Source organism: Rickettsiales bacterium (assembly GCA_033762595.1).
Taxonomy (GTDB): domain Bacteria; phylum Pseudomonadota; class Alphaproteobacteria; order Rickettsiales; family UBA8987; genus JANPLD01.
Window position 1 is genome coordinate 1 of the sequence record JANRLM010000014.1, and the last position, 23973, is coordinate 23973.

Below are 23973 nucleotides of genomic sequence, written 5' to 3' on the forward strand. Positions count from 1 at the left end.
GTTGCTTTTGGGGCTTTTTATGAAACCCAAACTAAAAAGCCTAAAGGCAGGCCAACACTTGAATTATTAGATTTTTGGCAAAAATATACAAATATTCCTTCAGTTGCAATAGGCGGTATTAAAGTTGAGAATGCCGAACCAATTATCAAGGGGGGTGCTGATTTCATCGCGGTTGTAACTGGCGTTTGGGATTATAAAAAAGGTGTAAAACAAGCTATCGCTGATTTTAATAAGCTTTTTGTTTAGTGTTGTTCGCTAAGTATAGATTTTATTTAATTATCTGTTGTTTTCCTCAATAATGTCACCCCGCATTTATTGCGGGGTTAATTGCAAAACACGCTCAAAGATTAGACTTAAAAACACTTTTAACCATTAACCCCGCAATAAATGCGGGGTGACAATTGGAGGCTATGGAGCTTAAATATATGCTTACATAAAAATGCTTTTTATTTAACTAAATTTCCCTCTTGGAAAATTTTTACAATTTGCTAATCATTAGCAAAATTAAATTTTTTTATGGCTAAATTAAAATCAATATTTTCTGCATTTGTTTTGGTAAATTTTCTTGCATCTTGCCAAGCTATGCAAGCGGTTGATAGAAAGCTTTATGATGTTACAAATAAAGTAACAACAAAAGATCTAGTTACAGGTAAGCGTTCTATTTCCTCAGCTGATAGGCCAAGCCAAATTGCAAAGGGTAATCAAGCTTCAGAAAAAATAATAAATGGCTACCTTCAAAAAGGTGCAAAAATAAATGAGAAACTTAGCAAAACTCAATATGAAAGGGCATTAAATATTTTCAATCGCGTTCATTCAGTTTCACATTTGCGTAATGAAGATTGGAAGTTAATTCTTCTACCAGATAATGAATTCAACGCTTTTGTAACTGGTGGCACTTATCTTTTTGTAAATAAAGGCCTGATGGATAAACTCTCTTTTGATGATGAAGTTGCGGCAGTTTTGGCTCATGAAATTGCACATGTATCTTCTAATCATGTATTTGAAAGGGAAGGGGGTATGATGGCCTCAATGCTTGCGGGTAGTAAATCTGCAAAATCTAACGCCTATCAAGCAGGTTACAGCACTAATGATGAATATGAAGCCGATAATGTTGGCATTCTATATATGGCTCTAGCTGGTTATGACCCTTACGCAGCAGGGCGAATTTGGCAGAAAATCTATTCATCTTCCGGCACTTATGGGCAGGCTTTTCAAACCCACCCAATTACTTCAGAGCGTATGAACAATGCTAACCAAGTTGCAAATAAAGTTAAGCAATATCAAATTTCTGGTGAAATAAATCCTAATTTTCAAAATATTTTAAGCGGTAATAATTTATATCAAACTACTAATGAGCAAGCCTTGCCACAAGCTGGAATGGGTGGTGGTTTGGCGGCCGCGCTAATGACAGCTGCTGATTTTTACTCTAAGAAAACCAGAGCAAAATCGCAGGCGGTAAACCAATCTAATCGTATTGCAACTTTGCAAGAAATTCAGCAGAATATGCAAATTATAGGTGCTAAAAAACTTGATGAAAACAGCTTTGCGATGCGAATTCAATATTCAGGGGCAAGGCCAGTTAGCAACCTTGCGGTGATGGCTGTTTCCCCTGAAAAGCAATCTTTGTATCGCCTTCAGGAAAATGTAATGCCAAATTCAGCCTTTACTGCAATCTTTGATAATTCCGTTCTGCAAATGCAAGATGGTTCAAAAGCTAAAATGAAACTCGTTGTTGATGAAGGCAGATATTTGGATTAGACTTCTTTCTCAACCTGCCACCCAAAAAACCTAGAAACTAGAACCTAACACCTTATCCTACTGCTTTTAATCTAGCCTGGTTTTCTTGCTTAGCTTCCACCCAAGAAATATTGCCGTCAAGCCTTTTATAAACTACATTATAATTGCCGGTTTTCTTATTGATGAACATTAAAGCTGGCAGATTAGCTAAATTCATTTTCATAACCGCATCAGCAACTGTTAATTCTTCAATAGAGGTTTGTTTTTCAGCTATAATTACTGGATTATCTTCCTCAATATCCTGCCCATCGTCAGAAATTACATATTTTGTTGCAATAATTGTAGCAGCTTCATCTCTTGCTAGTTTTCTATGATCTTTAATCCTTCTTTTATATCTTCGGAGTTGTTTTTCCATTCTATCAAGTGCCTTATCAAACGCTGCGAAAATATTTTCTTCTTTAGCTTGTGCTTTATAATTTGAGTGCGTTCCAGTGCCATCATTTACAACAATGTCACATGTAAAAAAGTGAGCTTCCTTAGAGAAAATTACATCAGCTGAAATTGCATTCTCAAAATATTTAGTTATACCAGATTCCGTAGATTCCAAAACATGCTCTTTAAGCCCAGAGCCAATTTTAATATGTTTTCCAGAAACGGTTATTTTCATAAGAACCTCTTTAAGTTAAATATAAATTTGAAATTTTACAGGATTTCAATAAGAGCATTATAGCCTTTGATTTTAATTTGAAATATCACTTAAGGCTATAATAAGCCCCAAATGTCAGATTATCAAAAAAACGAGATTTTATCAAACAACAAATTATATTTTTAAGCTAAAAATTCAGTTGACTATGTAGTTTTTTTGAAATCTAAGCAGGTTTTTTTATAGGAGTTTGGGGGGGTTGCTCCCAAGGTTTTGCTACTTTTGGTGCGCCGAAATAATAGCCTTGCAGTAAATCGCAGCCCATATCCATTAATTTCTTGGCGACTTCACCCGTTTCAACGCATTCTGCAACGGTTTTAAGCCCATATGAGCGATTAAAATCTATTAAACTTTTAATGAAAATTAGGTTTTCTTTATTTTCTTCAAGCCCTAATATATAAGAGCCATCAATCTTCACTGTGTCCACTGAAAGCGAGCGTAACTGCCTGAAAGAAGTATATCCAACACCAAAATCATCAAGTGCAACTGTGCAACCCAAGGCTTGCATAGAAGCAGTGAAATATGCGGTTTTACGAAGGTCTTTATTGGCAGCTGTTTCAGTTATTTCCATTGAAATTCTTTTTGCAATTTCACTATCTTTAAGTAGGTCATTACAAATTTTTAGCCAATTTTCACTGCCAGTTGTAAGATTTGAAACATTAATGCATAGCTTAACGCCTTTAGAGTTTTTAAGCTCCTCAATAACTTTTCTAAGAACAAATTCATCAATCGCTTCAACCGTTCCCATCTTCTCAGCGATTGGAATAAACCTGCCAGCAGAATCATATCTGCCATTGCCATCATTGATGCGAAGCAGAACTTCATAATATTGCGTTGTGCCATCTTTGCCAGAGATAATCGGCTGATAGGCAAGCACTAAGCGGTTTGTATTAAAGGCCTCTTGCAGATAATGAAGTTGCGACATTTCATTTTGTGCGTCAATATGTTCCCTTCTAGCATCTTCAAAATCGCAGTAGAACTCATAAGTTTTGCCCTTAGCGTGCGTAAGCCCCAAGAAAGCCTTGTTGATTGCATCATATTCATCTTTAACGCCAAGCGGAAAATGCACCGATCCCATTGAAAGCCTTAGATGAACAGTATCTTCAAGGTTTGGATTTTTATAAAGGCTAACAATTCTTGCAATTTCTGAGGTGATTTGCTCAATCTCACTAGCAACCGGATTTTTGAGGATTACCGCAAATTGCTCATCACCTATGCGATGAAAAATACTGCCATCTGTCAGCACGGCCTTGATTTTACGGCTTAAATCTTCCATTACTTTGTTTGAAATTTGCTCACCATGCCAACTTACAATCATCGGCAAATTATCAATAGAAATGAGCAGGAGCAGATAATTATATCTTTTTGAATTGCCCTCAGAAAAGCACTTTGAGAGACTTTCAAGCAATATTCCATCATATTCACCAGCAAGAATATTCTTGCTTGAAAGATTATATTTTCCTTTACCCGCTTTGATTACATTTTCATTTTGTGAAGTTATAACCCCATAAAGAAATTTTTTATCACCGATATTTTGCCTAATCGCCCTTTCTTTGAGGTTTAATTGCTTGCTACCAACTTCAAGAGAATATTCAAAAGAGACTTCCTCAGCGTTGCCGTTAATATTAATTTCGTAAATTTTTTTATCTTTTTTGTGGAGTAAATCTAAGAATTTTTCTTTTTTATTTATCTGTGATGGGTTAAGGCCTAAAACTTTTTTAGTATCGCCAAACCATTCTAAAGTGCCATCTTGCAAATTATGCGTATAAAAAACTGCATTAGGTTTATTTTTATTTTTACTATTGAAAGGCATTATTTTTTACTTGAATTCAAACCTTAAACATCTAGCATCATAGCATATTAAATCAAAAAAATATATTATATCGTGCTTTCTTACAATGAATATTTATTTTTAGCTATTGCTTATTTGCTTGGTTCGGTTGCTTTTGGGGTGATAATAACAAGGCTTTTGGGTTTGGGTGATATTACCAAAAAAGGCTCTGGAAACATAGGTGCAACCAATGTTGTGAGGGTTGCTGGCAAGAAAATTGGAGGAATAGTTTTCCTGCTAGATTTTCTGAAAGGTTTATTGCCAGCTTTTATTTATAAATCTTTTCTTTTAAGCTCTGAAACGAGTGTTGCTTTATATTTAATCGCTTTTGCTTCTGTAATTGGTCATATTTTACCGATTTGGCATAAATTTAAGGGTGGAAAAGGTGTTGCAACTGGCTTTGGTGCTATTCTTGCGATAGATTATATTTTATTTTTAATCGCAATTTTATTGTGGATTATCACTTATAAACTCAGCAAAATTTCTTCAGCATCTGCGCTTGTCAGTTATGGTTTGATTCCATTTATAGGGTTTGCAATGCATCAAAATAATTTCTTTTTAATAAGCTTTTTAATGTCGCTTTCAGCGATTATTTTTTATAAACATATTCCAAATATTAAACGCCTACTGAATGGAGAGGAAAAGCCTTTTAGAAAAAATTAATTTATGCAAAAATTTTATCAAAAAGAATTTTGTTCTAATGAAAATCAGGTAAGGGTTTTTCAGCTTTCAAGAACACGAAATATAGGCCCTATAACCTTTCTAAGCCTTATAAAAAAATATAAAAACCCACAAAATGCTCTTGAAAAAATTACTGATATTCTAAAATCTAAAGGGCTTACAAAAGATATAATTTCAAAATCTCAAGCTGAAGATGAGATTGCTTTAATCCAGAAAAATAATGCAAAATTTATCACAATTTTTGATGAGGAATATCCTTCTCTACTCGCTGAAATTTATGACCCGCCGATAATTATTTCTTATAAGGGTGATTGGCAAATTACCAAAAATAAATCAATAGGTGTTGTTGGTGCAAGAAATGCTAGTGCCAATGGGCTTGGTTTTACCTATAAAATTTCTACTGATTTAGTGAAACAAAATTTTGTTGTAACTTCGGGGCTTGCAAAGGGTATTGATGCTTCTGCTCACAAAGCGAGTCTTGAAAATAATGGCAAAACTATTGCAGTAATTGCGGGGGGTATAGATAATATTTACCCAAAAGAAAACGCAAAATTATATACTGAAATTGCTGAAAAAGGCTTGATTATCTCAGAAAATCCGTTTGGTTCGCTTCCAAAATCTGAATCCTTTCCTAGAAGAAATAGGATTATTTCTGGCCTATCACTTGGTGTTTTAGTGGTTGAAGCGGTTATGAAATCAGGCTCATTAATCACCGCAAGGTTTGCAAATGAACAGGGTAGGGAGGTTTTTTGTGTTCCGGGCTTTCCGTTAGATGCACGCTCGGAAGGGCCAAACAATCTGATAAAAAAAGGGGCAAATTTAGTAACTTCCGCCTTTGATATTTGTGATATTCTTAAAGATTTTTCAGAAGAAAATATCCTCAATAAAATTCAAAATAATTTATTATTTGATGTTGAAAATTACTCTTTTGAAACTGAAATTTTGAATAATAATTCCGAAGAAAAAGAGGAAATAATTGATGAAAATGATGAGGCAAAACCTAGCCAAAACCAAGATTATTCAGAGATGATATTAGATTATCTTTCTTCAAGCCCAATTGAAATTGATGAGATTTTTAGAAAATTTCAAATCCCTGCATCTAAAATTAATTCAATAATTTTAGAGCTTGAAATTACAGGGCAAATAAACCGCCAACCCGGTAATAGAATAGTTAAAAATTTGGTTTAAGCTAAAACATCAGTGAAAAGTTCGTTAGCATCAGGTTCTGGGCTGTTTTTAGAAAATTCAACTGCATCCTCAATCATCTTTTTAACATTTTTATCAATCTCGTTAAAGTCATCTTCGCTTGCGATATTGTTTTCAAGCATATATCTTTGCAGATTGATTATAGGGTCTTTTTTCTCCTTAAATTCTGCAACTTCCTCTTTGGTTCTATATTTAGCAGGATCAGACATTGAATGCCCACGATAGCGATAAGTTTTCATCTCAATTAAAAGTGGGCCTTTGCCACTTCTAACATAGTCAACGGCTTCTTTTGCAGCTTCATAAACTTCTAAAACATCCATACCATTAACCAGCCTGCCTTTAACGCCAAAACCTTCGCCACGCTTGTAGTATTCAGTATTTGCGGCAGATCTTTTAGTGGAAGTTCCCATTGCATATTCGTTATTTTCAACGATAAAAATTGCCGGCAAATTCCACAAAGCAGCCATATTTAGCGTTTCATAAACCTGCCCTTGATTCGCCGCCCCATCACCAAAATAAGTTACGGAAATATTATCATTTCCACGATATTTATTTGCGAAGGCAAGACCCGCACCAAGTGGAACATTAGCCCCAACTATTCCATGACCACCATAAAAGCCGTTGGCTAGATCAAACATATGCATTGAACCACCTTTGCCTCTAGAACAGCCAGTTTCCCTACCCATAAGCTCCGCAAAAATGACTTTTGCATCAGTGCCGGCTGCCACCATATGGCCGTGATCCCTATAAGTTGTAATAGTTTGATCGCCTTTCTTAAGATTAGCCTGCACGCCAGTTACAACGGCTTCCTGCCCGATGTATAAATGGCAGAAGCCACCAATTAAACCCATTCCATATAATGCCCCGGCACGCTCTTCAAAGCGGCGGATTTTAATCATTGTGTCGTAAAATTTGAGTAGAAGTTCTTTTGAGTATTTTGAAGAAATTTTGTCGCCCTTGATAGGCTTCACATTCGATTCAGTTTTAGTCATTACACCGCCTGATTTCATATAAACTCTGATTTATTATACCATATTTTTGCAAAAGAAAATATAAGAAAATTTAATTCCTTCAAGAAGATAATTACTTAGTTAGGTATTTCAAACAAATCCCTATAGCCATGCAATATCCTAATAATTTTTATATATTTAGGTTCAACAGAGTAAATTACGCTATATTTTCCAACATTCCAAAACCTCACAGATTTTAAGATATTTTCCCTTTTATGGCCAATATTTGGGTTTTCAGAGATTAACGAAAAGGCTTTTAAGAATTTATCTTTCATCTCATATGTCGCAGATTTATTATCTTTTGCAATATACGAAATTATTTCTAATAAATCATCTCTTGCAAGTTTTGTTAATTTATAAGGCTGGTTTTTATCTTGCATCATCAATTATTTTATCTAAATAAACATTGATTTCATTATCGCTAATAAGCTCTTCATCAGCTGATTCCAAGCCTCTTAAAATTTCTAATTTTAGATTATTAATTCTTCTAGAAATATCTTGCTCTGAAAGCAATCGCAAGCCGGCTCTTACAACCTCACTTGCAGAGCTGTAAAACCCACTTTCCACACGACTTTCTATAAAATTTTCTAATTCAGGTGTAAGAGAAATATTCATAACAAAAAACCTTAATTTAAGTATACTATAACATAAAATATCAATTTATGCTATTTTTTGTTATTTATTTTTAAGGGAGTGTTCACCAACCATAGATACAACTAAATTTTTGCTGTTTTTCCTATATAGTGTTACCCGGCATTTGTTGCAGTGTTAACCATAAAAAAACCTTAAAGCTTAGGTTTGGCAATATTTTAACAATTAACCCCACAATAAATGAGGGGTGACAATATGAGAATTAGACTTAAAAGCGAAGCTATGATTCTTTACTTTTTATCTTTTAATGCTTTTGCAATAATTATAGAAGATACTAGAACAGAAGAAGAAATTATAAATCCATGCAAAATTAATATAAAAAGATCCAAGCCAACTAAATTTTTTATTATTAACAACAAATAGATAATGCTTGCTAATAAAATAAGAATAACTATTGTTTTTAAAATTTTCATAAAAATTTTTTTTAATTCTAAGTTGTAATCAACCCCCAAAAACCTTATCATTAAAATCCCTGGGATTGAAATAATAACCGTTATAATAAAAAACCACTCCCAGCTTAGTCCTAATCCATTTTGAGCGTCAACCATATAGCCAGCAGGGAAGTTTGTTATCCACCTACCCATAGAAGCACAAGAGGTTAAAAGCGCATATTGCGTTGCGGTAAATCTGAGGTTGCAGAGTGAGCTTAAATACGCGACAAAGGCGGAAGTTCCCATTGCACCTGTAATGTTTTCAAGGATAATAACTATAGTTAAAATCGCAACAGAATGGCCTTCACTCGCAAGCCAAACATAAGATAAATTAGAGATCGCTTGGGCTATTCCAAACCAAAGCAGGCTTTTAGCAATACCAATTTTGAAAACTGCCCAACCGCCAATTATTCCGCCAATAATAGTCATTAGGAAGCCAAAAAATTTAGTGATTTCCGCCACTTCTGTTTTTGAAAAACCCATCTGCTGATAAAATGGATTTATCATTTTGCTAAGCAACGCATCACCAATTTTATAAAGAACCGCAAAAACGATGATATAAAGCCATTTTTTATGCTCTCTAGCGAAGGTTTTGAAAGGCTCAATAATAAAATTATTAAACCATTTTAAGCCTTGTTCTAGAGATTCAATTTCTGGCTTTTTAGGCTCTCTTGTAAATAAAGTTGCAATTAAACTTAAGCCTATAGAAGCCCCCATTATTATGAATGAAATCTTCCAAGAATAAATATCTGCAAGAATTAACGCCACACCGCCAGACATCAACATTCCAATTCTATAGCCCAAAATTGAAGTGCCAGAAGCCGCTCCCTGCTTGTCTGAGGAAACTAACTCTACACGAATTGCATCATAGGCAATATCATAAGTGGCAGAGACAAATGATATTATAATGGCATAATAAACTATTGAAATCATATCAGTTGCAGGGTCAATAAACCCAACTTTGCAGATTAAAACTATCAACAAAATTTGACTCACCAAAAGCCAGCTTCGCCTTTGTCCTAGCAGATCATGAAGGATTGGAATTTTGAATCCATCAACTAAAGGGCTCCACAAAAATTTAATAGTAAAAGGCAAACCAGCTAAACCAAATAGGCCAATATCTCTAAGGTTTATGCCCTTTTCCGCTAGGTGAAAAGTGTATGTGATGAATATCAAAGAAAACGGAACACCACTGCCATAACCAAGTGATGCAATGCTTAACATCTCTTTTGAAAAATATAGGTAATAAAACTCTTTCAGGTAATTTTTTACTTTATTAAACACTTTATTTACTTTAGTTTTCCCTTCAAACAATTAAACATTAAATTTTAATTTACTAGAAAAACTTTATGGCAACAAATGAAAACCAAAATCAACAAGCTGAAAGACAAATTTCAGTTATTGTGCAATATGTAAAAGATATTTCTTTTGAAAATCCTAATTCTCCAAACTCTCTGCAACCTTCAAATGAAAGGCCGAACATTAACGTTTCAGTTGATGTTATGGCAAAAAAATTAGAGGGCGAAAATAATTTTGAAGTTGAGCTTAAAATCGGCGTGAATGCAAAAAGAAATGAAGAAATTTTATTTATCGCAGAAGTTAATTACGCGGGAATTTTCTTATTAAAAAATATTCCAGATAACGAATTTCAGCCGGCTTTACTTATATACTGCCCGAATTTATTATTCCCATTTGTAAGAAGGATTGTTTCTGATTTAACTCGTGATGCGGGCTTTCCAACGCTTATGCTTGATCCAATAGATTTTGGCAAATTATATATGCAAAGAATGGAGCAATTACAAAAAGAGCAACAAGCACAATAAGAATTTACATAAAACTTTATGGCATTAATTAAAAAAGAAAATTACTTAAAGACGATGCGAAAATCAATTCGTAGCGTCATTTGGGCGATATTTATTTTCAGCTCAGTTACAAATATCGTGATGCTGATGATGCCAATTTATTCCCTTCAGGTGTTTGATAGGGTGATGTCTAGTGGCTCGCTTGAAAGCCTTGTTGCACTTACTGCAATCGCATTTTTCTTATTCGCATTATATGGCGTTTTTAATGGTATTAGAGAAGTTATAATGCTTAAAGTTTCCGGTTGGATTGATAGAACAATCGGTGAAAAACTATTCAAGTTATCCATCAACCACGCCTCAATGACTGGCGAAAAACTCACCGTGCAATTCTTTCAGGAAGCAACGCAGGTTAGGAATTTTTTAACCAGCCAAGCGATTTTCTCAATTTTTGATGTTCCTTGGTCTTTTGTTTTCTTATTCGTAATTTGGGTTATTAGCCCTAAAATTTTCCTGCTCGTTGCGGGTGTTACGGTGATATTATTTTTCTTAACTTTCTTAAAAGAGGTTAAAACCAAGCCAACTATTAAAGAAACTAATGAAATCCATCACGCCAATATGAGGCGTGCTGATGAATATATCAGATACGCTGAAACCATAGATTCTATGGGAATGCTCCCTTACACATACGAAATTTGGAAGAATGACAATGATTTAGTGGTTGATAGAAATATGGCTTCCGCAAAATTTACTGCAATAATTGGTTCAATCAGTAAAGCTCTTAGAACAATAATGCAGGTGAGCATTACGGGGCTTGGGGTATATTTGGCACTTCAAAAAGAAATGACTTTCGGTGGTATTATAGCTTGTTCAACGCTTGCAGGTAAGGCCGTTCAACCTTTTGATGCATTGATGGGTATGTGGGGTTCTTTTGCAAATGTTCGGGATTCCTTCAAAAGATTATCGCAATTCTTTGATGTTGCACAAGAAAGGCCAGAAAATATGAATGTTGGCAAGCCTAAGGGTGATATTGAAGTTGATAAATTAGTTTTCGCAAAGCAGGGTGGTTTAATGCCAATCCCAATTTTGAAAGGTTTGAGTTTCAAAATTGATGCTGGTGATGTAGTTGGAATTATTGGGCCTTCGGCTTCTGGTAAATCAACGCTCGTAAAATTAATTGCTGGAATTTATAAGCCATATCAAGGATTTGTTCGTTTAGATGGTGGTGATATTTTCCAAAGAAGTAGGCAAGATGTTGGCAAATATATAGGTTATCTGCCACAAACCATAGATTTACTTCGTGGTAGTGTGAAGCAAAATATTAGTCGTTTTGATGTTGATGCGAAAGATGATGATGTTGTGCAAGCCGCTATGAAGGCTGGCGTTCATGAGTTGGTTTTGAGTTTGCCTGAGCAATATAATACAATTCTTGGCGATGGAAAAATTGAGCTTTCAGGCGGTCAAAGGCAGAGGATTGCTTTAGCTCGTGCTTTTTATGGTGATCCCTCACTTATCATACTTGATGAGCCAAACTCAAACCTTGATGAAGTTGGTGAAAGAATGTTGCTAAACGCAATTCTCACCGCCAAAAAAGAGGGTAGAACAATCATAATGATTACTCACAAGCCAGCAATTGTAAATATAACTAATAAAGTTGTTGTAATTAAAGATGGTCAGCTTGCGGATTTCGGATCTACGGAAGAAATTATGGGTAAATATGCGAAAAACTCAGCTAATATGAAATCTTACACTGACATCATAAACAAAGCAAAAGATGAGTAAATATTTATCCCCTGTCACCCCGTGCTTGTCACGGGGTTAATCAAAGTTTGTTATATGAAACAATATTATGTTTATATAATGGCAAGTGGAAAAAGGGGGTATTTATATACTGGTGTAACTAATAATATAAATAGAAGATGTTGGGAGCATAAAAATAAATTCGTAAATAGTTACTCAAAAAAACATAACATTGTTAAGTTATTTTATTATGAGGTTTTTGAAGATGTGAATTATGCAATTCAAAGAGAAAAAACTATAAAAAAATGCAGAAGAGAAATAAAATTTGAGGCGATTGAAAAGTTAGACCCTGAATGGAGTGATTTTTATTTCAATCTTAACGATTAACCCCGTGACAAGCACGGGGTGACAATTACATATAAAATTTAATATTTTATGTTTGGTGAAAATAATAAAAATATTTCAAGCAAAAAGGAAGATAAAACCCCAACGCCAAAATTATTTTTATTTGCAAGTGATAACAAAGAGGGGAAAAAGGAGAAAACGCCTTTCCTCAATATTAAAATTAGTGAAGGTGAAACGATTACTATTTCCAAAATTTATAGAGAATTAAAATATACGATTCTTAACAAAATTGAGGAAATAAAACTTCAAATGAAAAAAAATAGTAAGATATTTTCTCGCTATTTAATTTTTTCTTTGATTGCTCTTTTTGCAGTTTTTTACTTTAGAGAAATTCTAAATGAATTTCATAATTTTGATAAGAAAAAACAAGAAAAAGCAAACTTTGTTGAAGTAAATGAAAATGAAGAAATTGAAAAAGAAAAAGGGTTTTTACAAAAATTTTTTAGCAATTTCTATATGAGAAAAGAAGAATTTTGAGGGTTAAAATTATGTCATATCGAGCGAAGCGAAGAATCTAGATCTTTCGCTTTGCTCAAGATGACAAAAAATTAAACTATGAATGAAAATAACAAAAATCTTGTAAAGCCTAGCCTTGAGATTGAGGATTATGTTGACTATTCCAAAAATGTTAGGGAAGTTGATAGGCTTAAAAAAACCGTAAAATCTTACTATAGAAGCACTTATTGGTGGGGTATTTTTCTTATTATAACTTTGCTTGGTGGCTTTGGGGCTTGGCTTGTGCTTGCAAAAATTGATAGGGCTACCGTTGCTGTTGGTGAAATTATCCCTGGTGGTAATAACAAAGTTGTTCAGCACTTAGAAGGCGGAATCATTGAGAAACTAAATGTTAGAGAGGGGGCTACCGTTAATGAAGGTGATGTTTTAATAATTTTAAGCAAAACTTCTGCTTCTGCAAATAGGGAAATCGTTGAAGGCTCTCTTGATGCAGCAGTTGCAGAATATTCAAGGCTTGTTGCTGAAAGGGATTTTGCGACCAAAGTTACTTATCCATCTGCTTGGTATAACAACCCTAAATTTGCCGAGTTTATGAAATCGCAAAACACGATTTTCTTTGAAAGACAGAAAGCAGTTAGGGGTAAAATTTCTATCCTTGAGGAGCGTAACAACCAGCTTCAATCGGAAATTCGGGGTATAAGATCACAAATTACTTCCGCAGAAGAACAGCTTAGATTTAACAATCAGGAAATGCAAACCGCTCAAAATCTTCTTGCTTCTGGCAATACTACAATGACAAGAGTTCTTGGCCTCAAAAGCCGTAAAGCTGAGATTGAAGGCAGAATTGGTGAGCTTCGCTCATCGGTATCTCGTGCGGAGCAAACTATCAGTGAAAACAAACTTAGCATGGTGAATGTTCGCAATGAAATTCTTAATGAAGTAGTTGAAAAAATTAAGGAGGTACAAGCAAAAATTAATGAGCTGAAAGAGCGTTCAACCGCCGCTTCTGACACACTTAATAGAACTGAAATAATCGCACCAATTTCAGGAATTATTAAAGATTTGAAATTCAAAACTGAATCTGGCGTTATACCGCCAGGGGCAGAAATTATGACGATAGTTCCTCTTGGTGATGATTTAATTGCGGAAGTTCATATTCCTCCAATTGATAGAGATGTTGTTTACCCGGGGCTTGAGGCAAGAATCCGCCTTTCATCTTATTCAGCACGCCATGTGCCGATGATGCCTGGTAAGCTAACTTATGTTTCACCTGATATTTTCAAAGATCCACAAACTCAGCAAGCCCATTACAAAGGCAGGGTTGATATTGATTTAACTGATCTTCCACAATATCTGCACGGCAATCACGAGCAGTTATTATATCCCGGTATGCCTGTTGAAGTTTATATTACAACAGGTGCTAGAAGCCCGTTACAATATCTAATTGAGCCTGTTACAAACACCTTCCGTAAATCATTTAGAGAGGAGTAAGAGGCTATAAAACCAGCTCCACACCGCCACTGAAATGAGTTCTAAGTAAATTATTTGCAATCATCTTTTTAAGCTCAGATTCATTGGGATTTTGAGTGGTTTTAGAAAGAATAAATTCTATTATTTGATTAAAACTTATAGGTTTTTCAGCCGAAGAATTTTTTGCCAAAAATTCAAAAGCGGAAATTAAATAAAAATTTTCAATTTCAGTTTTAACACCATTTTGAAATTCAAAAATAATTTTATCATTGGGCTTATAATCATAATTTTCTAAGGCCTTCGGAAGTTCAAATTTTGCATAAAAACTTTTATCCTCAACATTAATATTCTGCAAATTTCTACATAATTTTACTGCTTTTTTACAAAGCAAAGAGCTTCTAAATTTTCTATTTAAGATAAAATCAATATATTGCTCAACCCTAATTAAATCATCAATATTTGCTAGAATATCATATGAAAATTTTGGCAGATTTTCAATATTCATAGCAGCTATTGAGATTTCAGAAAGGAATTGCAAATCAAAATTATTAATCAAATTTATAAATTCGTGGAAGTAAAAGGCCTTATTATTCTTCTCTAAAAATTCGTGAAAAATATACCAATCTGGTTGCGATACCAACTTCTCAAATTCTTCAGAAAATTGTTTTTTATAAATATTATCAGGGTAAAATTTTAGCGTTTCATTTATAAATTCCAGTAAGTTTTTTGCGTGGATAATTTTTTCTTCTGCAACTTCAATTCCCTTAGTGTGAAATATCATCATTTGCCTTAAAACCTCAGAGAAATTAAAGCCAGGCAGAACGTTATAACTTACATAAAAAACGCCATTATCATCTAAATTTTCACTCGCAATTTTTAGGATTTTATTTCTATTATCATCATCAATCCAAGAAAAAACACCATGAGCAATAATATAGTCAAATTTTTCTGTGGAATTAAAATCTTGAATAGATGAATTTTTGAATTCAATATTTTTTAAGTCGAGGTAATTTGCATTAGAATTTGCTTTTTCTATTGCGTTTGATGCTTCATCGAAACCTAAAAATTTGCTTTGAGGAAATTTTTTTGCAAGCTCAATCAAATTTTCACCACTACCGCAACCAATTTCTAGAACTCTTGAGTTTGCTGCATTTGCTGAGTTTAAGCCAAATAAAAAAGCCCTTGCCTGCAATAATTCTGGATTAGTTTCGGCAAGGTAACTAGTTTCGTAAGCTATTTTATTATAAGGGTTTTCTTTAGGCATTTACTTATTCCAAGGCATTAGAGCAAGAATTCTTGCCATTCCACATAATCCAGTGATGCCCGCAAATATCAAGCCTAAACTTACAAATCCAGAAATTAAAAAGAAATTTTTATCAATTAAAAAGCCTAGAATTACTCCTAAAAATGAGATTAAACCTGCTGAAATTTGCACTTGCCTATCTAGTGGAATTACCTTTCGTGAGCCTAAGCAGGTCTCTAAACCGCAGGATTTCCAAGCGTTAATACCGCCTTCAAGAGAATAAATTTCTGCATTAGGAATTTTTCCTAAAATTGTTTCGCAGGCGGTTGCACTTCTTTTTCCACCTAAGCAGTGAAAAACAATTTTTTTATTTCCACTTAAAATTTTATCAGCTTCTAAATTGCAAATCTTTGATAGTGGAATTGACTTCGCGTTAGGAATGTTTTCCGTCTTATGTTCGGCTGGCTCCCTAACATCTACCAAGATAGCCTCATCATTTTTAAGCCATTCTTTTAATGTGGTTGAATCAATAGTTTTTATAGTCATTTTATCTCCTATTTGCAGTATATTTTGTAGAGGGTTTCTAATATTTTCTTTGAGTTTTTATCAATGATTGAATAGAAAATTAATTGCCCTTTTCTTGTATCCTCAATAATATTATGTGCCTTTAATTTCGCTAAATGTTGTGATAATGCTGATTGCGAGATTTTTATAATGCTTTCAAGCTCAGAGACGCTTTTCTTGCCTTCGATTAGATTGCATAAAATTAATAATCTTATCTCATTTGATAGTAATTTAAGCAAGTTTGAGGCTTGTTTTGCATTAGTTTTTATTCTTTTTATTTCCATATTATCTTCACATTTTATTGTTTTTAGTAATTCAAATTCATAATGAAAATAAATCTATACTAAATTCTTACTCTATAAATATTCTAATATTAGAATAATCTAATCCTTATCAAATGTAAAGAATTTAGTATGTGCATTATTAGTTATTGTTAGTTAAGTATAGATTTGAGCTCCATTGCCAATAATTTTTGCCCCACATTTATTGGGGTATTAAGTCTAATTTTAGACCGTTCTTTTAACCCCTTGACACTGAAAGTAGGTGTTACTTCCTGAAGCGGGCTATTTTAGTTAAATAATTTCTATCTTTACCTTATAATTCCTAGTTATTATAGCTCCGCAATAAGTTGCTGTGACGATAAGTAGAAAAATCAAAAATTCTAATATCTATAAATACAAAATTTCCTAAATATAAATTTAGCTATTGACATATATATTAGTATATTCTAATATTAGAATGTTATTATTAACAATTAAATCAAGGTAAATCAAATGAAAAATTATCCTGAAATTTGTAAAGATATTTCAAGTAACCTAAAAACTTTGAGGGCGGATATTAAAGATACTATGGCTGGCTTTTCAGCAATGGCACAGGCCGCAACTAAAGATGGTGCTTTAAGTAAGAAAACTAAAGAGTTTATCGCACTTGCTATCGGGGTTGCGGTTAGGTGCGATGGTTGCATTGGGTTTCATGCAGAAGCACTTGCAAAACTTGGTGCTACTAAAGAAGAGGTTGAGGAAGTGCTTGGAATGGCAATATATATGGGTGGTGGCCCTTCTTTGATGTATGCAGCCGATGCAATCAAAGCATTTGAGCAATTTCAAGAAATTTACACTAACGCTTAACAAATCAAAAATGTTATGGTATAATACAATTGCGAAAGCTATGGCAATAAATGCTGTTTTAGAATAGGCAGATTGGACTCGGGGGCGGTGCCCGACGGCTCCACCATTAGGGTTTAGAAATTATAAACCTTAATGATGGGGCCGAAATAGGATCGACAGATGCAGTAAAAATTATGGTTTTGCTCGGCGAGAAATAGCCGTAAAACAATTCAAATTCACAAATGCAAACGACAATTTTGCAGTAGCAGCAAATGATAATTTTGCTGTTGCAACACTTAAAGCTGCTTAAACATTCCTCAATGAGGAACTAAAGCAATTTAGGTAAGGGGCTTGCGAGGAGCCTAGCAACAGAATCCTCGCGTTGAAAAATAGAGATTTTCTTATTTAGCTTTCTTCTTAAATCTGCCTCTACCTGCACCTTTTGGCTTGTTTTTCTTTTCTTCAATTAATTGCAGGGCTTCATCAAGTGTAATTTCAAACAAATCACCTTTGACTGAGGCAAAAACCTTGTTGCAAGCTACATAAGGGCCGAACATTCCAACTGAGGCAGTAACCTTGTTACCCTCAGCATCAGTGCCGAGTTCAAGCGGCAGTCTTAATAATTGCTCCGCCTTTTCTGCGGTTATATCTTCAACTCTCAAACTTTTTGGAATTGAAACCCTCTTTGGTTTTGGTGTTGCTGACTTAGTTTTTTTCGCTTTGGTTTTCTTGCCAGATTTTTCCTCTTTTTCTTCTTGTTTTGGAGTTTCTGCAACGCTTCCTTTAAGCTCTAAATAAAGGCCATAAGGGCCTTTTTTGAGGAAAATTTCAGCGCCAGTTTTTTTATCTAGACCGATAAATTTATCTTCAAATTTTTCATATCTTGGCTTTTCAGAACCATCAGAATTTTGTGAGTTTTCGCCATCAGAATTATTATTATCAGACTCTATTTTCTTAGTGTAATTACAAGTTGGATAATTTGAACAACCGATGAAAGGCCCAAATCTACTGATTTTCAAACCTAAAGTTCCATCATTACAAGATGGACATTTCCTTGCATCTTCCGCCTCACCGAATAAAAACCCAAGAGATTTTTCTAGTTTATTAATTACATCTGTAATGGTAATTTCAGTAGTGGAATCAATTGTAGATTTGAAATCCTGCCAGAAATTTTTGAGGAGTTGCTTCCAATCTAGCTTGCCATCTGAGACTAAATCTAGCTGTTCTTCCAAGTCTGAAGTGAAATCATATTGCACATATTTCGAAAAAAACTCATTCAAGAAACCCGTTACAACCCGCCCGCGAGGCTCAGGATAGAATCTCCTTTTATCTATTTTGCAATAGCCTCTATCAATAATAACTGAGATAATTGATGCATAAGTTGAAGGTCTGCCGATGCCAAGTTCCTCAAGTTTTTTTACCAAACTTGCCTCATTATATCTAGGTGGTGGCTGCGTGAAATGCTGTTCAGCCAAAGGGTTTTCGCCATTCTCATTATCATTAACTGGTGTTTTGCTGAAAGATAATTTATCATTTTGGTTAAGATCCGGCAGAATATTTTCCTTATCCTCATCTTCGCCATCATCAACATCTTCGTGATATAACTTCAAGAAGCCATCAAACTCAAGCACATTGCCAACTGCACGGAAAATATATTTTTTATCTTCGCTTGAAATATCAGCTGCAACTTGGTTGAAAACCGCTGCTTCCATTTGGCTTGCGACCATTCTTTTCCAGATTAAATCATAAAGCCTAAGCTGATCATTTTCTAGGTAACTAGCAACCATCTCTGGCCTTCTAGCTGAATCTGTAGGCCTAATACCTTCGTGGGCTTCTTGCGAATTTTTCTGTTTTGAAGCATAAAATTTCGGCTTTTCTGGCAAATATTTATCACCAAAATTTTTGCCTATTGTTTCACGAGTTCTAGTGATTGCCTCTGGTGCAACAGAAACGCCATCAGTTCTCATATAGGTAATTAAACCAGTAATTTCTGAACCGATTTTAACACCTTCATAAAGCCTTTGAGCAAGCATCATCGTTTTAGATGCAGAAAAACCTAGCTTTCTAGAGGCTTCCTGCTGTAAAGTTGAAGTTGTAAAAGGTGGTTTTGGATTTCTAAAAACCTTCTTTTTCTCAACTTCACCAACTGAAAAACTTCGCTTTTTAATTTCATCTAAATATTTATCTGAAGTGCCTTTATCTGAAATTGCGAGCTTATCTAATTTTTTGCCATCAGCATAAGTCAAATTAGCTGGAATTAAGCTTGAGGAGGAATTTTCAAACAACGCAGAAATGCTCCAATATTCTTGAGCCTTGAATTTTTCAATCTCGTTTTCCCTTTCACAAATTAGGCGGAGAGCCACTGATTGCACCCTGCCAGCAGAGCGACTACCCGGTAATTTTCGCCATAAAACTGGTGATAAAGTAAAACCCACTAGATAATCTAAAGCCCTTCTAGCCTGCTGAGAATTGACTAAATCCATATCAATATTGCGAGGGTTTTTCATTGCCTGCGTAACGGCTTCTTTAGTGATAGAGTTGAAAGAAACCCTTTTTACTGGAAAGTTCGCATTAATAACTTTATCACGCCTTAAAACATCATAAACGTGCCACGATATTGATTCACCTTCGCGGTCAGGGTCTGTTGCAAGAATAAGGGAATCCGCACCACGCACGGCTTCTTCAATCGCCTTTACGTGTTTTTTGGAATCGCTAGCCACTTGATATTTCATCTCAAAATCTTTATCAGGAAGCACCGAGCCATCTTTAGAAGGAAGATCCCTAATATGCCCATAAGAAGCCAAAACCTTATAATCTTTACCAAGATATTTATTTATGCTTTTGCACTTAGCCGGTGATTCTACTATTACAACGTGGGTCATTTTTTAGGTGTTAGGTGTTAGCTATTAGTAGTTGGGAATTGGGTTTTAGGAGTTGTGCTAATAAATTACTCAATCCCAACGCCAAAATCCCAATGCCTAATTCCCAACTATAGAAAAGGATTAAAAAGTCAAATATTTCATGAAATTCAGAGATATTAAAGCTTAAAATAAAATCAAACTGGAGCGGGTGAAGGGAATCGAACCCTCGACATCAACCTTGGCAAGGTTGCGCTCTACCCCTGAGCTACACCCGCATGATGTAGGAATTATGGATAGAATCATTTTGAAAATGCTTTATAAAAGCAAAATATTTAATTTCAAGAAATATTTATTATTGGTTTTCTCACAAAATTCTTTCACTCATAAAGCCCCTGCCGGTTTTATCTGAAATTTGGTAAATTCTAACCTTTAGATTGGCTTGCAAAGTGCCAAAATCTTGAATTTGCGAGGCTGAATTATAAATGCATGAAGGAGAATTTGCAGTAATAGTTCGCTTGATGTCATTGTCTTGCATAATATCAATTTCATATTTTTCAGAATTTTCAGCGAGCGGAATTTCAACCAGAGATGAAAAATTATTCCTAAAACGAGATCTTCTAATCCAAGAAATTTCAATATCATCACCGATATTTTTCTTCTCCAAATGCACTGGCGAAAAGGGTTTGAGGGAATTTGCATTGAAAGTAATTTCTTTTGCCTCCACATCATCTAAAGATTTGCCAAAAGAAACTGCCTTAATCCAAAATTTACTACCAATAAAATTTGCAGGAATTTCAATTTTAGTAATATTATCATCAAGCAAAATAAAGCGTTCCGCAGGGTTATGATTCATAAAATTTTCTGTGCTGAAAAGCCCCCTATAAAAACCACTTAAATTGTAATTATTCTCTGATAAAATCTCCGCATTTTGAAATTGCAAAATTTCATCACCGATAACGCAAAGATTGCCAAATTGTTGCATATTAGCGGTTGAAATTGATTCTAACTCCGCATTAAATAGGTTTATTTCAGCTTTTGAAATTTCATCAATTATCAGTTGATTTTTTACTGAAAAATTATTTTGTAAAAAACCAATTTTTGCTGATTTTGTAACCTCAGTAATTTTTTGAAACCCCGTATTTTCGCTTAAAGAACTAAAATAAATCGCACAACCTTGCCAGTTTTCGCTTGTGCCACAAACTGCAATTTTGATATGAGGCTTATCAATATCAACCTCAAAATTTAAGTTGGGAATATCCAAAATTTCCAAATGAGTGTTAGAAATAATTTCCAATTTTTCAGCGTTACCAGCTTGATAATTAGCTAGATTTGATTGATAAAAATTATCGTCAAAAATCACCGCATTTACTTTTATTCTGCCGTCTTTCGCCTGTAAATTTGTAATGCGAAGATTATAAAAATTATTATTAAGTGATAGCTTTATGATATCACCCATTTCAAGGAAAATATATTTATAAGAGAGAAAAAATTCAACTCTCCCTGCTGCCAAATTTTCTTCCAAAGAAATTATTTTTGTGATATTTTCTGCAACGGAATTATTAAAAATAATTGGCGTGTTGACTTCTATTTTAACGGCGGATTGATTATCTTCCGCAAGGTTTGTAACGCTACTAATTTGATAATTATTATTCTGCGAATAAAAATTAAAATCAACCTGAGCGGTAATTAATTTCTGTGAATATTTTTCAAATTCTAGATAAAAATTTTGTTTTTTTATTTTATTATCAAAAACAATTTCAGATTCATCAATTTCAGTAATATTAGAATTTTTTTTCGGCAAAAATTTTATTTTTTCACCCTCAACTATATCAAAAAAATAAACCTGAGATAGATCTTTTATCATACTAATTGCGGTTTCCGCCGAGGAAATATTATAACCAATTAGAATTTCTTTTAAGTTGCTAACATCAATTTTATCCTCGCTTAAGCCAGCATTTTTGCATATTTCAGAAATAACATCAGCAAGATTCGCATTGCCGAGCTTGCCGTTAAACCAATGTCCACGCGACCAAATTTCGCCATCACTCCAAACATTTAGCAAATCTGGGAAGCTCGGATAAGGCCTTGCATCAAACGCCCACAGGAATTTTTTTTCAACCATAGGTGAATTTTGCCATTTTAGAAGCGTGCCTTCTATTGCATTTCTTTGTGCAAAAAAATCAATGTAACCATTGGAAAGATAGGGCAGGGCTGAATCCTCAGATTCTGGATTATAAAATACATTCGGCTGATTGCTCGCACCATCAACGGAAGGAAAACCATATTCAGCGAACCAAATTTTCTTGCTTTGAGGTTGCCAATTGGTTTGATTATCGTCTGGGTTGATGTGAAAATTATTCCACCACCAAGAGAGGTTTTTCCAAGCAAATTCTTCACTTAAATTTTCTTTTATAGTTCGGTTTGCGTCGCTGTAAAACCAATCATAGCCCTCGCCACTTTCCCAGCCAGCAATGATTTCATCAACATCATAAACGCCATTTTGTGGCCTATCTGTAAGCGGAAAATAAGCATCAATCGCAATAAAATCTATATCTTCAGAAGCCCAAAGTGGATCAAGATTATACCAGCCATCAAGTGAGTGATATTCGCTCCAATCCGCCGCATAGGAGATTTTTGTGGAAGCACCCATAATAGTTTTAACTTGGGCGGCAAGGTTAATAAATTCATCAACCGCAGGGAAATTATTTCCATCTCTGATTGATGTTAAACCCTTCATTTCGGTGCCGATAATAAAAGCATCAACTTTATTTTTTACTAAATTTGCATAATGCAAAATAAACTCATTATAGCCTTTAGTTTTTGTAAAAAAACTCACGACATCGATTGCATTTCCAGTAATTTTGCCTCGCCAAGGTTTGGTTAAACTATCCACGAAAATCATTGGATAAAACTTAACTTTCAAACCACGATTTTTACATTCATCTATGAATCGCAAAATTGATGCATCAGAAGGTGTGCCACCATAAATCGGCTTGCCATCAAGTAAAGTAACTTGCCTTGCAGATGCACGATTTAAGCCAGCAACAGACCATTCAGAAGGAATTGTTTTTGTGAGAGATTTATATTCAACCCTCGGTTCAATTAAGCAATTCGCAATATCTAAATTATCCGCAAACCAGCAGCAAATAAGGCTTACATATTCCAAATTTGGAAAATTATTTTGCAGATTATCCAAGGCAACTAAGCTATCAGCCTTCGAAAATGCGTTATTTTGATTGATAATTTCTGCGTGCGATTTTTGATACCACTTGCCTGCAATCTCAAGCCCATCAAGCTTTTGGTGGATTAATGTATCATAAACAAATTCACCGCAACCGGGGATAATATTCACGCCTTCAATCAATTTTTCAGGTGAAGTTTCTGAGGCAAAATTTAGATTTCTAACTACTTCAAAAAAGAAATTCGGAATGCGACCCCTAAATTCTGTAATTTCAAAATCTTCCAAAACGATATAGGCTAAACCCCTATAAGCTGGCGTTTTTCCTATGCCCTCAAAGGATTCAATCAAACTATCGGGGGCTTGATTTTCAGTGCCTTTGTGAATTCTAAAAGCAGTGCAGTAATCAGAAATATTAATCAAATTCGTATCAGCCCAAATGCGTTCAATATTATCAATTTCACCTTCACAAAGTGCGATTGCGAGATTTACAAAATAACGGAAACGAGTTTCAGTTTTCCTTTCAACTTTTGTGCCACTGCCTTTGCCACCTTGGTTTATGGCTTGCTTTTCCTCAATTGTTTTTACTTTGCTAGACCAAATTATATTACCAGAAATTTTAACTCGCCCAAAAATTTTTCCGATAGTTTCAGCATAAGATGAAGTTTGGATTGAAAATTCAGATAATTTTCTACCTCTGATTAAATTCCTCTCTTCATAGCCAAAAATTTTGCCATCAATTTCTTGCCCGAGTGCAGTCGAAATTTCATTTAGGCTTCCTTTTACATTTCTAGTAACATAATCACCAACCACTGGGATTTCTGAGAATCCGAAGGAATCTATAAAGCTAGAACTTGCATTTTTAAGTGTAACGGTTGTCATAAAAAAAACTTTTTTATAA

Annotated in this window: 21 protein-coding genes, 1 tRNA gene and 1 other RNA gene; 11 read left to right on the top strand and 12 right to left on the bottom strand. The window is 34.4% G+C overall.

Going from position 1 to position 23973, the window contains the following annotated elements; genetic code table 11:
* On the top strand, positions 1-246 hold a 246-nt coding region (locus SFT90_00860), incomplete at its 5' end, for a thiamine phosphate synthase (GenBank protein MDX1949033.1).
* A 270-nt stretch (positions 247-516) separates the two neighbouring features.
* On the top strand, positions 517-1758 hold the full coding sequence (locus SFT90_00865) for a M48 family metallopeptidase (GenBank protein ID MDX1949034.1): 1242 nt from the start codon (positions 517-519) through the stop codon (positions 1756-1758).
* A gap of 52 nt (positions 1759-1810) precedes the next feature.
* On the opposite strand, the gene raiA is transcribed toward SFT90_00865, so the two are convergent.
* Both raiA and SFT90_00875 read right to left on the bottom strand, forming a co-directional pair.
* Positions 1811-2404 carry a ribosome-associated translation inhibitor RaiA gene (raiA, locus tag SFT90_00870; GenBank protein ID MDX1949035.1) on the bottom strand — a complete coding sequence of 198 codons (594 nt, stop codon included), beginning with the start codon at positions 2402-2404 and terminating at the stop codon, positions 1811-1813.
* A gap of 202 nt (positions 2405-2606) precedes the next feature.
* Positions 2607-4253, bottom strand: a complete 1647-nt coding sequence (locus SFT90_00875; protein ID MDX1949036.1) for a GGDEF domain-containing phosphodiesterase — start codon at positions 4251-4253, stop codon at positions 2607-2609.
* Positions 4254-4325: 72 nt separating this feature from the next.
* Here SFT90_00875 and plsY point away from each other — a divergent pair, with 72 nt between their 5' ends.
* The gene (gene plsY, locus SFT90_00880; GenBank protein ID MDX1949037.1) at positions 4326-4934 is read left to right on the top strand and encodes a glycerol-3-phosphate 1-O-acyltransferase PlsY; all 609 of its coding nucleotides are present in this window, start codon (positions 4326-4328) and stop codon (positions 4932-4934) included.
* 3 nt (positions 4935-4937) lie between these two features.
* Positions 4938-6140: a DNA-processing protein DprA gene (gene dprA / locus SFT90_00885; protein ID MDX1949038.1), complete on the top strand. Its 1203-nt coding sequence runs from the start codon at positions 4938-4940 to the stop codon at positions 6138-6140.
* Here the strand turns inward: dprA and pdhA are convergent.
* The 4 genes from pdhA to SFT90_00905 form a co-directional block, all read right to left on the bottom strand.
* Complete coding sequence (gene pdhA / locus SFT90_00890) at positions 6137-7150, bottom strand: pyruvate dehydrogenase (acetyl-transferring) E1 component subunit alpha (GenBank protein MDX1949039.1); 1014 nt, start codon at positions 7148-7150, stop codon at positions 6137-6139. The genes dprA and pdhA overlap by 4 nt on opposite strands.
* 95 nt (positions 7151-7245) lie before the next feature.
* Positions 7246-7548 (bottom strand): type II toxin-antitoxin system RelE/ParE family toxin, encoded by a 303-nt coding sequence (locus SFT90_00895; GenBank protein ID MDX1949040.1) that lies wholly within the window; start codon positions 7546-7548, stop codon positions 7246-7248.
* Entirely contained in the window at positions 7538-7783 is a 246-nt protein-coding gene (locus tag SFT90_00900) for a type II toxin-antitoxin system ParD family antitoxin (GenBank protein ID MDX1949041.1), read from the bottom strand. The genes SFT90_00895 and SFT90_00900 overlap by 11 nt, the downstream gene beginning before the upstream one ends.
* 266 nt (positions 7784-8049) lie before the next feature.
* Positions 8050-9534, bottom strand: coding sequence for an MFS transporter (locus SFT90_00905; GenBank protein MDX1949042.1), 1485 nt, complete (start codon positions 9532-9534; stop codon positions 8050-8052).
* Between the two features lie 65 nt (positions 9535-9599).
* Between SFT90_00905 and secB the strand changes: the two genes are divergently transcribed.
* From secB to SFT90_00930, 5 genes are all read left to right on the top strand, one after another.
* Positions 9600-10073, top strand: coding sequence for a protein-export chaperone SecB (gene secB / locus SFT90_00910; GenBank protein MDX1949043.1), 474 nt, complete (start codon positions 9600-9602; stop codon positions 10071-10073).
* Between the two features lie 18 nt (positions 10074-10091).
* A complete protein-coding gene (locus tag SFT90_00915) occupies positions 10092-11831 on the top strand; it encodes a type I secretion system permease/ATPase (protein ID MDX1949044.1) in 1740 nt (579 codons plus the stop codon).
* Between the two features lie 54 nt (positions 11832-11885).
* A complete protein-coding gene (locus tag SFT90_00920) occupies positions 11886-12176 on the top strand; it encodes a GIY-YIG nuclease family protein (GenBank protein MDX1949045.1) in 291 nt (96 codons plus the stop codon).
* Positions 12177-12224: 48 nt separating this feature from the next.
* Positions 12225-12671, top strand: coding sequence for a hypothetical protein (locus SFT90_00925; GenBank protein ID MDX1949046.1), 447 nt, complete (start codon positions 12225-12227; stop codon positions 12669-12671).
* Between the two features lie 78 nt (positions 12672-12749).
* Positions 12750-14141, top strand: coding sequence for an HlyD family type I secretion periplasmic adaptor subunit (locus tag SFT90_00930; GenBank protein MDX1949047.1), 1392 nt, complete (start codon positions 12750-12752; stop codon positions 14139-14141).
* Between the two features lie 4 nt (positions 14142-14145).
* Here SFT90_00930 and SFT90_00935 read toward each other — a convergent pair whose 3' ends face one another.
* From SFT90_00935 to SFT90_00945, 3 genes are read right to left on the bottom strand one after another with little or no spacing between them, the layout of a single operon-like run.
* Positions 14146-15384, bottom strand: coding sequence for a methyltransferase domain-containing protein (locus tag SFT90_00935; GenBank protein ID MDX1949048.1), 1239 nt, complete (start codon positions 15382-15384; stop codon positions 14146-14148).
* Positions 15385-15909 (bottom strand): rhodanese-like domain-containing protein, encoded by a 525-nt coding sequence (locus SFT90_00940; protein MDX1949049.1) that lies wholly within the window; start codon positions 15907-15909, stop codon positions 15385-15387.
* A gap of 8 nt (positions 15910-15917) precedes the next feature.
* On the bottom strand, positions 15918-16211 hold the full coding sequence (locus SFT90_00945; GenBank protein ID MDX1949050.1) for a metalloregulator ArsR/SmtB family transcription factor: 294 nt from the start codon (positions 16209-16211) through the stop codon (positions 15918-15920).
* A 489-nt stretch (positions 16212-16700) separates the two neighbouring features.
* On the opposite strand from SFT90_00945, the gene SFT90_00950 reads away from it, so the two are divergent.
* Positions 16701-17054: a carboxymuconolactone decarboxylase family protein gene (locus SFT90_00950; GenBank protein MDX1949051.1), complete on the top strand. Its 354-nt coding sequence runs from the start codon at positions 16701-16703 to the stop codon at positions 17052-17054.
* Positions 17047-17417: a transfer-messenger RNA gene (gene ssrA / locus SFT90_00955) on the top strand. Before SFT90_00950 ends, ssrA begins: the two co-directional genes overlap by 8 nt.
* A 17-nt stretch (positions 17418-17434) precedes the next feature.
* On the opposite strand, the gene topA is transcribed toward ssrA, so the two are convergent.
* The 3 genes from topA to SFT90_00970 form a co-directional block, all read right to left on the bottom strand.
* The gene (gene topA, locus SFT90_00960) at positions 17435-19915 is read right to left on the bottom strand and encodes a type I DNA topoisomerase (protein ID MDX1949052.1); all 2481 of its coding nucleotides are present in this window, start codon (positions 19913-19915) and stop codon (positions 17435-17437) included.
* Positions 19916-20094: 179 nt separating this feature from the next.
* Positions 20095-20169 (bottom strand) — tRNA-Gly (locus SFT90_00965).
* An 89-nt stretch (positions 20170-20258) separates the two neighbouring features.
* Positions 20259-23954: a glycoside hydrolase TIM-barrel-like domain-containing protein gene (locus SFT90_00970; GenBank protein ID MDX1949053.1), complete on the bottom strand. Its 3696-nt coding sequence runs from the start codon at positions 23952-23954 to the stop codon at positions 20259-20261.
* Positions 23955-23973: the final 19 nt, after the last annotated feature.

Bases quoted from the DNA above. Each gene is read 5' to 3' on its own strand.
- SFT90_00865 (MDX1949034.1), top strand. From the start codon at position 517: ATGGCTAAATTAAAATCAATATTTTCTGCATTTGTTTTGGTAAATTTT.
- raiA (MDX1949035.1), bottom strand. From the start codon at position 2,404: ATGAAAATAACCGTTTCTGGAAAACATATTAAAATTGGCTCTGGGCTT.
- SFT90_00875 (MDX1949036.1), bottom strand. From the start codon at position 4,253: ATGCCTTTCAATAGTAAAAATAAAAATAAACCTAATGCAGTTTTTTAT.
- dprA (MDX1949038.1), top strand. From the start codon at position 4,938: ATGCAAAAATTTTATCAAAAAGAATTTTGTTCTAATGAAAATCAGGTA.
- pdhA (MDX1949039.1), bottom strand. From the start codon at position 7,150: ATGACTAAAACTGAATCGAATGTGAAGCCTATCAAGGGCGACAAAATT.
- SFT90_00895 (MDX1949040.1), bottom strand. From the start codon at position 7,548: ATGCAAGATAAAAACCAGCCTTATAAATTAACAAAACTTGCAAGAGAT.
- SFT90_00900 (MDX1949041.1), bottom strand. From the start codon at position 7,783: ATGAATATTTCTCTTACACCTGAATTAGAAAATTTTATAGAAAGTCGT.
- secB (MDX1949043.1), top strand. From the start codon at position 9,600: ATGGCAACAAATGAAAACCAAAATCAACAAGCTGAAAGACAAATTTCA.
- SFT90_00915 (MDX1949044.1), top strand. From the start codon at position 10,092: ATGGCATTAATTAAAAAAGAAAATTACTTAAAGACGATGCGAAAATCA.
- SFT90_00920 (MDX1949045.1), top strand. From the start codon at position 11,886: ATGAAACAATATTATGTTTATATAATGGCAAGTGGAAAAAGGGGGTAT.
- SFT90_00925 (MDX1949046.1), top strand. From the start codon at position 12,225: ATGTTTGGTGAAAATAATAAAAATATTTCAAGCAAAAAGGAAGATAAA.
- SFT90_00930 (MDX1949047.1), top strand. From the start codon at position 12,750: ATGAATGAAAATAACAAAAATCTTGTAAAGCCTAGCCTTGAGATTGAG.
- SFT90_00935 (MDX1949048.1), bottom strand. From the start codon at position 15,384: ATGCCTAAAGAAAACCCTTATAATAAAATAGCTTACGAAACTAGTTAC.
- SFT90_00940 (MDX1949049.1), bottom strand. From the start codon at position 15,909: ATGACTATAAAAACTATTGATTCAACCACATTAAAAGAATGGCTTAAA.
- SFT90_00945 (MDX1949050.1), bottom strand. From the start codon at position 16,211: ATGGAAATAAAAAGAATAAAAACTAATGCAAAACAAGCCTCAAACTTG.
- SFT90_00950 (MDX1949051.1), top strand. From the start codon at position 16,701: ATGAAAAATTATCCTGAAATTTGTAAAGATATTTCAAGTAACCTAAAA.
- topA (MDX1949052.1), bottom strand. From the start codon at position 19,915: ATGACCCACGTTGTAATAGTAGAATCACCGGCTAAGTGCAAAAGCATA.
- SFT90_00970 (MDX1949053.1), bottom strand. From the start codon at position 23,954: ATGACAACCGTTACACTTAAAAATGCAAGTTCTAGCTTTATAGATTCC.